Raw genomic sequence first — 16,688 nt, forward strand, 5'->3', positions numbered from 1 at the left:
CACTGGCTATTGTGCTTATCGGTGGATTGATCAGCTCTACTTTATTGGCGCGGATCGTAACACCGATAGTTTATGAGTTAATTCCACCTGCTATAACTACGGAGCATGATGCTGGCAGCTTGCAATTACAAACCCGGTATCGCTTTAATTAAGCAGCCGGATTTGTAATTTATTATGTCCGGCTACCGGTTAAATAAAAAATCATGCATAGCATTTTGTTAACGGTATATTCTCAGTATGTGTTTAAAATCTACACAAAACCTGTTACTAATGTGGCTAATGTTAATGCATGGTTATCAATTGATTAACTATTTTAATAAAGCCCCTTTATTCAGTTTTACTCCAGATTTAGCAATGTGTTTTGTTAAAAAACATATGCTATATGATCAATAAACTTTACCTCTTATTCCTGTTTTCCTTATCCACAACCATTGCCCTGGCACAAACCGGGGGGATAAAAGGCCAAATAATTGATGCGCAAACAAAAGAACCGTTAAGCGGCGCCTTTGTCCATTTTGATAACAAAAATGGAGGTTCGGTTACCGATGTATTTGGTAATTATTCGCTCACGGGTGTTAGCCCCGGATCGTATAAGCTTAAAGTAAAATATATTGGCTATACCGAGTACAAGCAGGATGTTACTGTTACAGTCAATCAGGTAGCGGTAATTAATATCCGGCTTTCAGAAAAGCCTGAAGAACTTAAAACCGTTAAAGTTTACGGAATAATCAACGCCGAGTCTGAATCATCATCCCGCCGGAAGGAAAATAAGGCCGACAATATTATTAATGTTTTATCGGCACAAGCTATGCAGCGATCGCCGGATATTAATGCCGCAAACGCCCTGCAGCGTGTTTCAGCGGTAACTATCCAGCGCAATAGCGGTTCGGATGAAGCATTTGCCATTATCAGAGGGTTGGAACCACGTTATAACAATACTTTAGTTAATGGTGTTAAGGTTACCAGTCCCGATCCTGTTTCAAGGTTCATTTCATTAAGTATAGTCCCTTCCGATCTGTTAGAGAGTATAGAGGTAAGCAAAAGTCTTACCCCTGAGATGGAAGGCGATGCAATAGGCGGTACTGTAAACCTTATTTTTAAGGATGCTCCCGAATATGAGTATTTTAAAGCAAATGGTTCAATAGGTTACAGTGCTATTTTCTTTAACCGCAGATTTGATGATTTCAGCCATGGCGCGGTACAAAGCAAAAGCCCAATCGGAAGATTTGGAGCTGGTTATAATGCCCCTCCGGGTTATTTTTCAAGAGCAAATCTCGACTTTACAAAAAAGAACGCCCCGCCAACTTCATTGCTTGGGTTTACTTATGGACGCAGGTTCCTGAAAAATAAATTAGGGTTTATAGTTGCCGATAGTTATCAAAACCAGTTTTACGGAACAAATTCGGAGTTTAACGTTGCTCAGCCTGATATCAGAGCGGGTAAAAATTTCCAGCCGGTTATTGCCGATGTGGCCAATCGCAGTTATTCAACCCAACAGTTAAATAATGGGCTTTCTGCACATCTTGATTATAAGTTTGATGACAATAACAAAATAAGTGTTGATAACGTTTTTCTTTACACTCACCTTGCACAAACGCGTTTAAGTATAGACACTTCCATATTGGGAGGCAACGGCGGCAGGATAGGACCGGGTACAGGTACGGTGTTTAATGATGATCGTTCAAATATCCAAAATCAATATGTCGAAAACCTGAAGCTAAGCGGCAAACACGTTATAAAAAAACATTTCCTTTTTGACTGGGCCGGTGTTTACAGCAATGCTACCCAAAATGCTCCCGACAGGGCTGATATCTCCATCAACCATTTAATTAATCCCGATTTTACAAGCACCCCCGATTATTTTGATAATATATCGAGGATTTGGCAAAAAAGCGGGAATAAAGACCTGAGCGCTATGGTCAATATCGGGTATAAGGCAGGTCTTGGCGATAAAAGTGCTATCGAATTAAAAGCCGGTGGCCTTTACAGGCACAGTACACGTTATAACCATCAAAACGAATACATTTTGCGGCCGGCAGCTACTGCCAACGGCGGCAAAAGCGGCTTTACCGATATCTACTCGGCCAATTTTGTAGTTTACAATCAAACTGGTACCGATCAAAGCGATAAAACCAATTACACCGCTTACGAGGACATAACTGCCGGTTACGGCGAAGTTAAACTTGTACTGGACAATTTGGCCGTTATTGGTGGTGTACGTATTGAAGGTACCAAACAGGGATATGATACCCATCCGGTAGTATTGGACATCCGCAGTAATGCAAAGAAGACCTACACCGACATTTTGCCAAGTGTTCAGTTAAAATATAAGCTTACTGAAAATTCAAACTTACGGGCATCTTATTTTAAATCGATAGCACGCCCGGCGTTGTATGAGCTGGTACCAACCCCAACCCTTGGTGAAAGTACCGATGTTACCGGTAATCCGCTTGTAAAACATACTGAAGCCGATAACTATGATATCCGTTATGAACTGTTTCCTGGAAAAGAAGAGCAATTGTTTGTTGGCGGGTTTTACAAGAATATCATCAACCCCATTGAGTTTGCTTTAAATGATTCGCAAAACGGGCAGCTTAATACTTCGCCGCAAAACTTTGGTACGGCCAAGGTAACCGGTGCGGAAATAGTTTACAGCAAGTATTTTGGTGATCTCGGGGTATCAGGTAACTACACCTATACCTATTCTAATATAAAAACTACAAAAATTTATACTTCTACTGATGCAAACGGGGTATCTACTTCAGTACCGAAATTGCAAAGCCGTCCTTTACAGGGACAAACCGGCGATGTACTGAACCTGTCACTATTATACAAAAATGATAAGCAAAAGGCATTTGTTCAATTAGCCTATACATACACCAGTAAAACGCTTTCACTGATCTATCCAAATTACGGATATGACTATTATCAGCAGCCGCAATCGTTCCTGGCACTATCGGGAGAAAAGCAGGTAGCAAAGCATCTTATCCTAACAGTTAAAGTAAATAATATACTTAACACACCCACAACAGTGCTTATTAACAACCTGGTGCAATCAAAAGATTTGTACAATGTGAGTTTCAATGCAGGTTTCAGGTATTCATTATAAAAGCATCAAATCATGAAAGCAAAATATATAATTATGTTAGCAGTTGGCTTCATGGCAACTGTGACTTTTAATAGCTGTAAAAAAGCAGAGTTAACTACGTTTACGCAAATCAAGATCCCAACTTCAAGTCCGATACAGCCAGGTAATATCAGTGGATTTGTTAAAGGCACCCTGGTAACAGGCGAAACTTACAATATTACTGCCGATGTTACCGTAAAAAAAGGCGATACGCTTTATGCCCAGCCTGGTGCAAACATAATTGTTAAAAACAATGCGCAGATAACTATCCAGGGTGTTTTAAAACTGGTAGGTACTAAAGATCAGCCGGTAAATTTTAATTCAGATACCAACAAACCCGGTACCTGGGGTGGTTTTCAATGTGATACGGCGCAGGCAATAACCATTATCTGGACACATGTCGACAATACCGGCGGGCCCGATGCTTCCGGAAGTGCGCGGGGGACGTTAAAGGTTAAGGCGGCTATAAATGTAGATATTGAGGATTCATGGTTTACCAACGGGCAGGATGACCTGATGGCTTTGAGCAACGGTGCCAAAGTAACCATTTTACGAAACACTATCAGCTCATCGGGTAGTACCGATGGCGAAGGCATTAACCTGAAAACGGGCGTTACCGGTACAGTAGCTTATAATGTGATTTTTAGCCAGGCAGGTTCGGGGGTTAAGCTGGAAACCAGTTCGAGCAAGCCTTTTCCGCAAACCGAGGTTAATGTGTATAACAACACCCTGGTTTCAAATGGCTGGCGAAGAGGTTCGGCTGAGCCGGGTAGGGCTGTTTCTGTGGGCGTAAATGCTATCGGTCATATTTTTAATAATATCATTGTTAACGATTACCATGGTATCGAACTGTTTGACGATGGCGATATCACACATACCACCTACGGCAATAACCTTTTTTATGCCACGGTTGATACCTATGCCGACTTAGTTGACCCTACGTTAAAGATCAATATCAGGGATGGGTTTTACCCTGCATCAGGTTTAGGGAAACCACAAGCTACCGACCTGATTTCAAAAAAGATTGGCGATAAGGACCCGCTGTTTATAAAGTTTGATGGAACGGTTGCTGCACCTAACGGATTCCCTAATACCAATGATTTCCATCTGCAAAGTACATCGCCTGCATTCAGTGCCGGTAATACGCAATACAATCTTGACCTGGGCGCTTATACCAGTGATGGTAACGGTAACAAACATTAAGCACCAGTAAATCAGAATAACTAATTAAAACAAAACATGAAAAAAATAGCGTTATTATTTCTTTTAAATGCAGGCCTGTTTTCGGGCGCATCAAAGGTATTTGCACAAAATTATGTATTAGATAAAACCATTGCTTTACCCGGCAATGGCGGTTATGATTATGTTTTTATTGATCAGCCTAATCATACTTTATATGCATCGCACGGCACCGAGGTAAATGTGGTCGACCTGAAAACTGAAACAGTTAAAGGTACTATCATCGATATGAAAGGTGTACACGGAATTGCTGTTGATAATGAGCTTAATAAAGGTTTTATAAGCGATGGCAAAGCGGACGAGGTTATTGTATTTGATATCAAAACACTGGCTGTAATAACCCGTATCCCCTTAGATCATAAAGGTGCCGATGCCATTATTTTTGATCCGTATTCGAAAAATATCTTCACGTTTAACGGGCATAGCAGCAGTTCATGTGTTATTGATCCGATGTCAATGAAACAGGTAACATCAATTGATATGGGCGGGGCTCCAGAATTTGCAGTGGCCGATGGTAAAGGAACTATTTACAATAACCTGGAAGATAAAAGCAGCCTGAATGTAATTAATACAAAAACATTAAAGGTTACCAAAAATTATACTTTAAGTCCCTGCGGTGGGCCAACAGGCATAGCTATGGATAAAGAGCACCAAAAGCTGTTTACCGTTTGCCGCGAAAATAAAGGACTTAGCGTAGTTGATATCCCTACAGGTAAAGTGATCCAAACCCTGCCGATTGGCGCAGGTGTCGATGCAGTGGTATATGACCCCGCTCAAAAAATGCTTATAGCCTCAAATGGTGATGGAACTGCCAGTATATTTAAACAAAATGCTCCCGGCACTTATAGCGCTGTACAAACCTTAACCACTCAATACCGCGCTAAAACAATGGCTATTGATCTGGATACACATAAGCTTTACTTTCCGGTTGCCGATTATGAGAAGGGCACCAAAACTATGCTGCCTGGCACCTTTAAGTTACTTGTTTACCGCCAGCAATAATATTGAGATGAAAAGAAGAGACTTCGTAAAAAATACCGCACTATCCGCAATAGGGGCTTCATTTATTGCGCCTTTGAGCACTTTTGCTGCAAAAGGGGCAACACATTTAACGAGCGAAGAACTTACATTGCTGCCGGCAATTAAAGATGATTACTCCCTGCATTTTATGGCACTGGGCGATTGGGGCCGTAACGGCGAATATGACCAGATGGAAGTTGGAAAACAAATGGGCCTTTGGGGGGCTGCACATCCAAATGATTTTGTGATTTCGGTTGGCGATAACTTTTATCCTAAAGGTGTTGTAAGCGAGTTTGACCCGTTATGGCATTATTCGTTCGAGAATATTTACACCGCTCATTCATTGCAATGCGACTGGTATCCGGTTTTTGGCAATCACGATTACCACTCGGATGTTGACGCCCAGATCAGGTACAGTAAAATAAGCCGCCGCTGGAGTATGCCGGCGCGGTATTACTCAAAAGAGATAAGTCTGAATAAGGGAAAAAACAAGGAAGACGAGGCGGTTAAGAAAGAATCAAAGGATAATAAAAAGCCAACTAAGGCTAAAGCACTTTTAATATTTATTGATACCGACCCGATGTTACATGAAGCACAGGCTGAGTATGTTGAAAAGGAAATGCAATGGCTGAGCCAAACATTATCAAATGCTTCTGCAGATGTGAAATGGAAAATTGTAATCGGGCATCATCCATATTATACAGTTGGACCCCGAATTGAAAATTACGATACTTTAACTATACGTAAGGCATTGACCAAAACCTTTGAAGAGCATAAAGTTGATGTTTACCTTTCAGGCCACGAGCATTCATTGCAACACCTAAAGCCCGAAGGCTTCACGCATCAGTTTATTTCAGGTGCAGGTTCTGAGCTTACAAAAGTTACAGCAGGTGTTTCCTACAGCCGTTTCCAGGCTTCCGAACATGGGTTTATGTATTTTGCCATAGATGAGAAACGATTAAATGTAAGGGCGATAAATTACCAGGGAGAGGTACTCTATCAAACTGAACTTACTAAATAAAAAACGAATAAACACAAGGGGCTTCCTTGTGTAACGCGGCTTTTCAACTCAAGTTTACAGCCTATCAAAAGGTAAGCTGTAAACATAACTACTAATATCTGCTGATTATATTGGCGATTTTTTTAATATAAGAAAGGCTTTCGAAGCACTTTTAACCACAGTAATATTATGTGCATGTTAAGTTTTGGTTATGTATTATTCATGAACTCCTTTATTCAATTTTTCTCCAGTTTTCGGCGGGTTTCTTTGTGAAAAATTAAACCCGTTGTTCATGAAACACTTCTACTTTCTTAACAGGCTGTTGTTATTATTCTCAATATGCCTGCTATTTTCCTTTGCGGCTACGGCTCAAACTATAAAGGGAAAGGTAACCGATGCTAAAACCGGCGAGCCCCTTACCGGTGCAACTGTACATTTAACCCAGGATGGGCTTAGCAAATTTGTTGCGGTTAACCTCAATGGCTCTTATAGCTTCAAAAATTTAAAGAACGGCCCTTATAAAATACAGGTGAATTATGTTGGTTATGGTCCCTCTAAAATTAATGAAGGTAATGTTACATCCGGTGCTGAAGCAATTACGGTAAACATTGCCCTGCAGGATGCCAGTATGCAAATGACCGAAATACAGGTTAAAGGTGAAGCAAATAAGGAAAGCGACCATGCTGTACGTGGTATTGAGAAACATGCCCCGATGGTTATCAACGTGCTTTCGGCAAATACCATTAAACTATTGCCCGATGTTACAGTGGCCAATGCTTTACAACGTGTTAGTGGCGTAACCATTCAGCGTTCGGCAAGCGGAGAGGGGCGTTATGCTATTATCAGGGGGATGGACCAGCGTTACAACTCAACCCTGGTAAATGGTATTAAAATACCAAGCCCGGATGCCCAGTACCGTTTTGTGCCTATGGATATATTCCCTTCAGAAATGCTGGAAAGGCTTGAGGTGATCAAGGCCCTTACACCAAGTATGGAAGGCGATGCTATTGGCGGTGTAATGAACCTGGTAATGAAAAGCGCGCCAAGTCAGTTTACTTTCAGCGCTAACGTATCAGGCGGCTTTTCTACCCTGTTTTCATCAAGCCGCCCGTTTGTTGGTTTTAGCGCATCTCCCAACAGCAAATCGCCGGCAGCCATTAATGGCAATAGCTATGCTGCTACTTATGCTGATTTTAGTAATAAAGCACTTACAAGCGATAAAAATATATCAACCCCATTTAGCTCAACTGCTGGTATCACTATTGGCGATAGGTTTTTAAACAAGAAACTGGGCGTTATCGTATCGGCAAGCTACCAGAATATATACCGTGGCTCTAACTCAAAACAACTTACACCAAACGCGCAGCCATCTGCTATTCCATTGCCTAACTCGCCGCAGTTTTCTGACGCTTATGACCGCACTTATTCAACACAAACCGAACGTGTAGGTATCCACAATAAAATTGATTACGCTTTTGACGACAGAAACAAGATCTCGTTATATAACCTTTACATTCATCAAAGCGAATTTGAATCACGCTTTACTTCTGATACACTGGGCCTTGGTTTAAACTCAACAGGTTTAAGCAAACAGATCACCATTTCAAACAGAAGCACTTTAACCAAGCAAAATATTTATAACTCAACTTTGCATGGTGATCACCTGCTTGGTAAGGAGTGGCGTTTTAGCTGGGATGGAGTATATTCTGAAGCCACCAGGCATCAGCCCGATAGAACGGAATTTTTCTATGATGCCAATAAAACATTAAATAACTCAGGAGCTGTAACTGCCGAAGTTGATAACAACACCCAGTTAGATCATCATTGGGAAAATAACAAAGACCGCGACCTTTCAGGATATGCAAATGTGGTTTATACGCCAACAATTGCCGGCAAGGTTGTTGAATTTTCAACCGGAGGTTTATATCGCCACAAAGTAAGGGATGCTGATTACATCACTTATTCATTAACCGGCGGTAAATCAACATTGTTTAACAATAACTTTAATTCTATCCCTTTTGCATTTAAATCGGCAGCGGATGGTATCGGCAGCAACAATCCTGATCTGCAAAATAATTACCATGTAAGGGAAAACGATAACGCCGAATATTTACAGGTTAAGTTTGATCTGTTTCCGAAACTCCAGGTATTGGGCGGTGTACGGATTGAAAATACTGATTTAACTTATGCAACTCAGTCGCCTGAAACAGTTACGCAGAGAAGCGGTAATATTAAATATACCGATGTATTGCCAAGCATTCACTTGAGGTATCAACTAACCGACAATCAAAATATTCGCGCATCATACTTTGCGGCGATAAGTCGCCCGGGTTTTGGCGAACAGGTGCCATATAAAGTTAACGATGAGTATTATGATAGGGTAGGTAATCCTTACTTAAAACATATCACTGCGGATAATTACGATATACGCTACGAATTTTTTCCGGGTGGGGCCGATCAGCTATTTTTAGGCTCGTTCTACAAAAAGATTTATAATCCTATTGAGTATTTTGTTGTTCGTAACGGTGGTCCGAGTGATCAGGTTATTAAACCTCAAAATGATCCGGGTAATGCTACCAATTATGGTTTTGAAGCTTTGGCTACTAAATTTTTTGGTGTGATAGGCTTTTCAGTTAACTATACTTATACCCACTCAAGGATAACCACTGCCAAATTATTGTATTCAAATGATCCTACTTTAGGTTTACAGCAAACCAATGTGAATGAAACACGTCCGCTGCAAGGTCAGGCCGATCATGTGGGCAACGCATCAGTATTATTTAAGAGCCCCAAATTGGGTTTGGATATGCAGCTGGCCTTTGTTTATACCGGCGAGCGCCTGGCACAGGTATCACCATATTATAACCTCGATTTTTACCAGCACGCCTACAATCAGTTAGATTTTTCTTTCGAAAAAACTATCGCCAAGAGGCTTTCTTTTTATGGTAAGGTTAATAACATCACCAACGCGGCCAGCAAAATTTATTTAAAATTCCCCCATGGCAGCCTTGATGCAAAGCAGCAGGAGTTTTTAGGGAAACAGGACATTGCAGGCCAAACACTTGTACAAAGCAACTATTACAAAACACTATTCCTTGGTGGTTTCAGGTATAAATTATAATAAACGAAACGATGAAAAAATATATAATCCCAGTTATTTGTATCCTGATGGCAGCAACTTTTTCCGGTTGCCAGAAATGGAAAGGTGAGCACATGGACATTTATAGCTATACACCGCCGGCTGCAAACCCGGTAAGTGATAAAGCCCCGCTTTCATGCAGCTCAAGCGGCACAAGCGTTATCCCGGTAAAAGGTACCATGCTTAGCGGCAAAACCTACACGGTTGAAGATGGCTGCGATTTGGTGATCAATCCAACTGATACATTACTAATGCAGCCGGGTGTTAAGCTAAATATGGGTGTAGGAAGCAGCCTTATAGCCCTTGGTACACTGGTAAGTAACGGTTCAAAAGATCAGCCAAATTGGATCACCATACCGGGTATTGTTAAAAATGATGCTCCGGGTGGCTTAACGGCTGCTGCCGATCCTGCTTATGCCGGTAAGTGGAAAGGCATTATTGGCGGCCCTACCTGTAATTTGCTGGTATTGCGCTGGACACACGTAGAATATGCCGGATTAACCGAAGGTAAAGCTACATCAACTATTGCCGGCTCAGGTACCGGCAACCAGTACAGCATTTTATTTGCCAACTATAATGGCAGCTTTATTATGGAAGACTCCTGGTTATACGGCGGTGTGGATGACCCAATCCGCATTTCGGCCGGTAAAATTGCCATCTTCAGAAACACATTTGAAAAAAATGGTGTTAGTGGCGGCGATTGTTTAAATGCTAAGGGAGGTACTGTGGGTACCATGGCCTATAATATGTTTATCGGTACTGCTACCAATGGCCAAAAAGCTTCCAATAAAGGTCAGGCTACCGGAGCTCCGCAAACTAATATCGTAATGTATAACAATACATTCGTTAGCGGCGGTTATCGCCAGGTGCAAAGCGGTCGCGGCGGTTGTATTAACTTTGAAGAAGGCGCGGCAGGTATGTATTACAACAATGTGGCTGTCAACTGCAAGTTTGGCTATCGCGTTGTGGGCAGTCCGGTTGCTGATGTTGCACACCTTTCATACGGTAACAATTATCAATGGGCCGATTCATTAAGCGTAGCTAACCAGTTTTATCCAACAGGTTATATCACTCAGCCGCAGAGTACGGATATTCCTTCAATCACAACATCGGCAAAATACCTGCCTGCAAACTATACTTTGGGCTCTATTTATGACGGTAGCGATGTTGTGCAGAAAAACAACCCGATGTTCCTGAACTTTCCGCTTCCTACGGTTGGTCACCCGTTATATCAGTATAGTGCAATCGGGAACTTCAACTTCCATTTGCTGGCTAATTCACCGCTGATTGGCAAAGGGAACACAACTATAAAACCATTAATAACAGTGCCGCTTGATAAGATCTATGGTTTATCAGATGCTACGTTACCCGGTACCGATCTTGGTGCTTACCAGTTAAATGGTTCGGGAAACATGCATTAATAACAATACTTACTCGTTAAGAATAGGCTGTATCATAAATCATGATCAGCCTATTTTTTTCTTATTCAGTTGCTCAAGAAATTAGTTTTGGGTTGGATTGACTTGCTAACAAAAGGGGGTTAACAGGGTTAACACAATTCAGGGTTAACATTTGTTTATATATCTAATAATCAGTTAATTGAGTGTATTTTTCTTGGAAAATATGTTAACCCCCTTTTTGTATAGATATTATCGGCTAAATTTCAATTCATAGGTAACAAAACACCAGGGTGGGCAATTTGATTTAGGATACAGTCTCTTCTTTTTATAAACCAATTGGAATGAAGAAACTTACTTATACTATTCTTGCACATAGGTATAAACAAAATAAGCTGAAATAACCGGATGACGAATATCAGTATTGCTTAAAAATGAGGACTGAAACCAAACTTGATACCATAAGGAGATGCTCCGGGATGATCAAGATAATTAAATCGTCTTATGCCATCTATCCGCAAAAATTTAAAGATGTTTCCTATACCTACTCCTGCTTCCACGTAAGGTGTATTCCCTAAGGCGTAGGTGCCGTTTGAGTCACTTGTTCCTGTTGGGAAACGATATAAATTTGCTGAGTAAAGCGGGTTGTTTTCGTTTCGCAAGCCGCCAAACAATACTTTGGCAGATAAAAACTCTCTCCATTTCAGGTGTTTTATCAAAGGTACCTTATTAAGCAAAAAGCCGTTAAAGCTATGTGTCAGGTTGATACCTGCATAATGATCACTTACAAACTCCAGGTAGGTCATTTGATTATAACCGTCTTCGTCATAAGCGAGTGACTGATTAGCCGGGCTGATGTTGAGGAGCGGAAAGGGTACCTTCCCCGCCAAATAATTCCCCAGTACAGTAATATCGGTATGGCCAAGCTGAGAAAGATAGAAGCGTTTGAAAATGCTTGCATTAAAGCTTGTGAAATTATATGAACCATTAAACAAGCCTTTAAAGCCCTGATTGATCTGCAGATTTAAAATAGGGTATTTGCTGTAGATGGTACGGCGATAAACGGTGCCCTGGAGGATCTGTTCGTGAGGTGCATACCTGAAAGCAAGATTTAATTCGGTAGTTGTTAAATCATGCACCACTGTATTAGCTGCATCATTGTATTGAAATACCAATGCCGCGGCGGGGCGTTGGTTCCAGTTCCGGAATGCGAGGTCGAACGAAAAATGATTTTCAAAATCTTTTACATATTCAATTTTGACAACCCTGCTATAAAGCCAGTACCTTGTTTTTCCGGTTTGAAAAGATGAAAGTGCAGCCTGCTGGTTAATAGTTGAAAGATTTTGCCCCGGTACATCAACATCATACAAATAGCTTGCCTTAATATAATCGTTAGGATAGCGGTAAAATGGCGTTTTATTGAATGAAAGGAATGTAGCAAGATTGTATTTGTAAGTTCTGTCCCGGGTGCCGTAAGCGCCAAACCCCTCAAAGTATATTGATTTATTCAATTCGGGGGTGGTGCGCCCGCCAACCTGGAAACGTGACCCTTCCTGGCTATCACGGGAGTATAACGTGCCAATGGGACCTAATAATACAGGGCCCCACTTGGCATAACCTCCGGTTAAGGTGGCTGCAATCCAGGTCGCCCTTTTAAATTGCGGCATTTTTTCCAATTGGGTAATCCGGGGATAAACTTTGGCCTGGTGGGCAGATAAGGTATCCGGCCGCTGATGCAGCCAATACGAGGTGTCGGGCTTGTTGGCGTCACCCGCTATTTGCAGCTCCCTGCCTTCATAAAACGTTGCCGGAAGCGGCGTATCGGTTAAATAGTTCGACAGGAAAACAGTTCTTTCACCCATCAGCCCGAAACCTTTATTTTTTAAAATACCTAAGTCGGCTTTAACATCACTTTTACTTAAAAAGTACCTGCCATTGGGATGTTGCTCAAAATCAAGCGTCACTTTAAGGTTCCGCATAAAATTGATATTGATCTGCTTATTTACATTTAGTTCGCATGATCGTACAGCATAGTTGCCGGTCATGCTTACCAGTAACTTGCCTTCAAAAAGCAGATCGCCTTTGGTGCGCGGTGTAAAGCTTAATTCAATCAATTTTTCCTTGCCCGATTGTATCGTATCGGTAATGAAAAATTTGTAATAGTTGGGGGAATGGTCGGCGATGGGGCTGAGGAGCTGGTTATTTATAATGAAAACATTGTTATCATAAATATCAATGTTATTGCCGTAGAGCCTGTTCAGGTAGATATCCAAACCCGCAGTATCAATAAATTTGAGGATGTTGGCCTCTTTTTGTGCCTTCAGGATCCGGATGGATTTTGCTGGGTTTTTACGGTAATAATTTTGGTATTGTTTTTCGCTGAAATAGGCTGGGAGCAGTACCTGGGTTTGCCCGTTGTTTTTTACTGTATCAAGCATAAACTTGTACATTTTAAAATAGCGGCTGTTCATCAAGTTGGCGGGCATGTCTATAAACGACAAGTTGATCCGCTCATACTGGTCGTATTGCAGGTAATCAGCGCTTTCCATCCGGTTTTGCTTTTTATGATCGATAACCTGCTGAATGAGCTCAACCGCCGGATTACCCTTGTTTCGATAACGTTGTTTTTTGCCTGAAATAACAGTAACTTCTTTTAATTGGGTTTGACTGCCATGCAGCCGAATTTGAAGCACATTTGGCTGCCCTGGTTTAATTGTTCTTGTAACCAGCTGAAAACCTATATATGAAAAGGTAACGTGTGTAAAAGAACCCGGGGCACTTAATTCAAACTTTCCATCCAGATCCGAATTGGTGCCATATTTGCTCCCGGTAAACCTGATATTGATGCCCGGAAGCGGCTGGCCGTTAGCATCATCTATTACTTGCCCGCGTATGCTGGTTACGGTATGAAAGGTTGATTTTTTAAGGCTGTCCGTTTGCTGTGCCCCGACATAAAAAGGGATCAGTAAAAAAAAATAAAAAGCAGTCCTTTTGGTATATAACAACGTTAAAACTTGAAGTAATATCCGCTTCGCGAAACCGGGGATTCTGAAAAAGATCTCAAAAAAAGATAGCAAGTTATAGTAGATTAAAAAAGATTCAGCCTGTTAATCTCCCGGGCATTATTCCGGGGGTATGTTTTCCAACTTTCCTAACGTACAATTTAAAGTTGAATTGTTTCTGAAGATAGTATTATTTTAAGATTAACAGATATATAATGGTTTTGGTTAACCAGCTTTCAGAAAACGTTTCATTTTTATCAGATAACAGGCCCTTCCTATTTATCTCCGCCTCAAACAATTTTTTGTATTTCATGATGATTAAATAACCTTTTGCTGTGTTTTGTTTTAATTCCCGGCTTGATTTTATTTGAATTAAACTTGAACAGGTTTGAACCGCCATTTGCATTTGCCGCGGTTAATTTTGTTTGCAGGTAACAATACCATTAAAATAAACTTAACCGCTAAATCATGAAAATCTCTATACTTTCCTTGTTTTTGGTCTGCTGCTTTTGCTGTAGCTTAACCGCTCAAAATAACTTTTTCAATAGTAAAAACGCTTACCTGGGGCAACGCACACCCAATGATACCCCGCGTATTTTTGCCCAACCGATGTTAGTGCCCGATAGCGGTATAGCCATGGATAGGTCGGCATTTTCGGCAGATGGGAAGGAGTTTTACTATTGCAATGCCATGCATTGGTTTAGTTCAAAGGGTAATAAAATCCGTTATTTTAAATACGATGGCAGCAAATGGCAGGGGCCTTTTGTACTCAATTACGGTTACTATGCACCAACTTTTTCTATTGATGGAAAAAGCATGTATTTTCTGGGTGGTAAAAGCGATGGCCGTCACTCCATCGTTTGGATCTCGTACCGCAATAAAGCAGGCTGGACCAATCCTGCAGTTTATTTAAAAAAGGATTATGGCTTATATGATTTCATGCCTACTAACAGCGGGACTTATTATGCAGGCAGCAATGTGGGTAAGGGAAGTATGAAAGATTATACCAAATATGATTTTTGTACGCTTACCATTACTAAAACAGATACCATTGTTAAAAGCTTAGGCCCGGTTATCAATACCCCTGGCTTTGACGGCGATTTTTATGTTGCGCCTGATGAATCATATATGATCATCAGCTATAAGGAAAAAGCCGATTTTGAATGTGAGCTTGCTATTACCTTCCGTAAGCCTGATCAGAGCTGGACAGTACCGCAAAACCTTGGCCCGCTGATTAATGATGGTGATGCCCACCGCTGGGGCGAATATGTAACCCCCGACGGCAAATATCTGTTTTACACTAAAGGCACCGGCGAAAAGGACTGCCACCTTTATTGGGTAAGGTTTGATACTTTGAAGGCTAAATTAAAGAAGGAAGCTTTGGGTAAATAACAGTAAGTTTATTTTACCTCGGGGCCATAAAATTTTAAACCCAAAACGCCGGTCATGATCAGCAACATAAAAAATATTTCGATGTAAGAAAGGCGCTGGTTCAGAAATGAAACCTCAACCAATTTGATCAGGATGAGGGTTACGGCTGTCCAAACGGCGTAGGCTACGGCAGTTGGCACCAGTTTTATAGCCAGCGAAAAGAAATAAATATTGCCGACGCCGAAAATAATATAACCCACAAAGGGCAGCCAAACAGGCAAGCCATGCTGCAAACTTAAAACAGAGTTGATGCGGAGCGCTTTCAGATCGCTGAATTTCATGAATTTTAGCGTGAATGTCCATGCCGCTTCAAATGCGGCTGCTATTAAGAGATATAACCAGGCCAATATATTAGTTTTGTTGTAGTACGTTTTCTTGTTCGGTTACTAAGGTAATAGGTTGCTGTTCAGCCTCCAATTGATGTGCCTTATTTATTTTAGCAGGAATAATTGTTTTTAGCCTTGCCGGAGTAATTGTGATCAGCCAATTCATAAAGCCTGGTCTTAAATGATAATACCGGTTAAACCAGCGGTATTTGAGCAGTGTTTTTTCATCAAAGCGTTTTACGCTGAAGGCATGTTGCAAAAAGTAATCTTTGGGGTAATCATAATAAAGCCCCCAGTTTTCAGGTTTATCACCCGGCGTATGACCAGGATCATAAACGGTGCCGAAAAGGTAATCCCAAAATGAAAACTTGGTTGCAAAATTGGCGTGAAAAACTTCCTGGTAATTGGCGTGGTGCCATAAATGGAGCTGGGGTGAGTTGATAATATACTTAAGCTTGCCCATGTTTACTTTGATGTTGCCGTGTATAAACATGCCAAACATGGCATCCAGCATAGCTTTGATGGGAACAACCACCGGGTCTGCACCTAACAGTATGATAGGTGCAAACTCAATGGTTTGATTGATGACGATCTCCATGATGTGCGAGCGTGAGCCGGCCAGAAAGTCAACCTCCTTGCCAGAGTGGTGCGCTTCATGAATGCGCCAGAAAAATTTATTGGAGTGCTGAAAGCGGTGAAACAGGTAAATATAAAGATCATGTGTAAACAGAAAGAATAATACCTGTAATGCTACCGGCCAGCTGCTTATTAAATGCAGATGCGACAGATCAAAATGCGCTTTTAACGGCGTAATGACATAATCGAAAATAAGGATCTTTAAAAAGTAGCTTTGTATCAGCGTATACCATACCAAATCAATCCAAAAGCCTTCCCTGAAAAATTTCAGGCCTTTTCTGTAAGGCGAGATCCTTTCCCAGGCGATGATGAATGCTATCCAGCAAAAAAGGATAGTGGATGTTATGGTAAGTACTTTTTCCTGTGACATT

Annotated in this window: 10 protein-coding genes; 7 read left to right on the plus strand and 3 right to left on the minus strand. The window is 41.2% G+C overall.

Going from position 1 to position 16,688, the window contains the following annotated elements; genetic code table 11:
- Positions 1–382 precede the first annotated feature (382 nt).
- From SNE26_RS05380 to SNE26_RS05405, 6 genes are all read left to right on the plus strand, one after another.
- The gene (locus SNE26_RS05380) at positions 383–3,109 is read left to right on the plus strand and encodes a TonB-dependent receptor domain-containing protein (RefSeq protein WP_321558338.1); all 2,727 of its coding nucleotides are present in this window, start codon (positions 383–385) and stop codon (positions 3,107–3,109) included.
- A gap of 12 nt (positions 3,110–3,121) precedes the next feature.
- Positions 3,122–4,330 carry a right-handed parallel beta-helix repeat-containing protein gene (locus tag SNE26_RS05385; protein ID WP_321558339.1) on the plus strand — a complete coding sequence of 403 codons (1,209 nt, stop codon included), beginning with the start codon at positions 3,122–3,124 and terminating at the stop codon, positions 4,328–4,330.
- 36 nt (positions 4,331–4,366) lie between these two features.
- Positions 4,367–5,368, plus strand: coding sequence for a YncE family protein (locus tag SNE26_RS05390; RefSeq protein ID WP_321558340.1), 1,002 nt, complete (start codon positions 4,367–4,369; stop codon positions 5,366–5,368).
- A gap of 7 nt (positions 5,369–5,375) precedes the next feature.
- On the plus strand, positions 5,376–6,407 hold the full coding sequence (locus SNE26_RS05395) for a metallophosphoesterase (protein ID WP_321558341.1): 1,032 nt from the start codon (positions 5,376–5,378) through the stop codon (positions 6,405–6,407).
- Between the two features lie 271 nt (positions 6,408–6,678).
- Positions 6,679–9,507: a TonB-dependent receptor domain-containing protein gene (locus tag SNE26_RS05400; protein WP_321558342.1), complete on the plus strand. Its 2,829-nt coding sequence runs from the start codon at positions 6,679–6,681 to the stop codon at positions 9,505–9,507.
- A gap of 11 nt (positions 9,508–9,518) precedes the next feature.
- Positions 9,519–10,946 (plus strand): hypothetical protein, encoded by a 1,428-nt coding sequence (locus SNE26_RS05405; protein WP_321558343.1) that lies wholly within the window; start codon positions 9,519–9,521, stop codon positions 10,944–10,946.
- Between the two features lie 404 nt (positions 10,947–11,350).
- Here SNE26_RS05405 and SNE26_RS05410 read toward each other — a convergent pair whose 3' ends face one another.
- Entirely contained in the window at positions 11,351–13,999 is a 2,649-nt protein-coding gene (locus SNE26_RS05410; protein WP_321558344.1) for a DUF5686 family protein, read from the minus strand.
- A gap of 393 nt (positions 14,000–14,392) precedes the next feature.
- Between SNE26_RS05410 and SNE26_RS05415 the strand changes: the two genes are divergently transcribed.
- Positions 14,393–15,316 (plus strand): hypothetical protein, encoded by a 924-nt coding sequence (locus SNE26_RS05415; protein ID WP_321558345.1) that lies wholly within the window; start codon positions 14,393–14,395, stop codon positions 15,314–15,316.
- An 8-nt stretch (positions 15,317–15,324) separates the two neighbouring features.
- On the opposite strand, the gene SNE26_RS05420 is transcribed toward SNE26_RS05415, so the two are convergent.
- Both SNE26_RS05420 and SNE26_RS05425 read right to left on the minus strand, forming a co-directional pair.
- Positions 15,325–15,702: an SMR family transporter gene (locus SNE26_RS05420; protein WP_321558346.1), complete on the minus strand. Its 378-nt coding sequence runs from the start codon at positions 15,700–15,702 to the stop codon at positions 15,325–15,327.
- A gap of 4 nt (positions 15,703–15,706) precedes the next feature.
- The gene (locus SNE26_RS05425) at positions 15,707–16,687 is read right to left on the minus strand and encodes a sterol desaturase family protein (protein ID WP_321558347.1); all 981 of its coding nucleotides are present in this window, start codon (positions 16,685–16,687) and stop codon (positions 15,707–15,709) included.
- Between the last annotated feature and the right edge of the window lies 1 nt (position 16,688).

This window comes from Mucilaginibacter sp. cycad4, assembly GCF_034263275.1.
Classification (GTDB): Bacteria; Bacteroidota; Bacteroidia; order Sphingobacteriales; family Sphingobacteriaceae; genus Mucilaginibacter.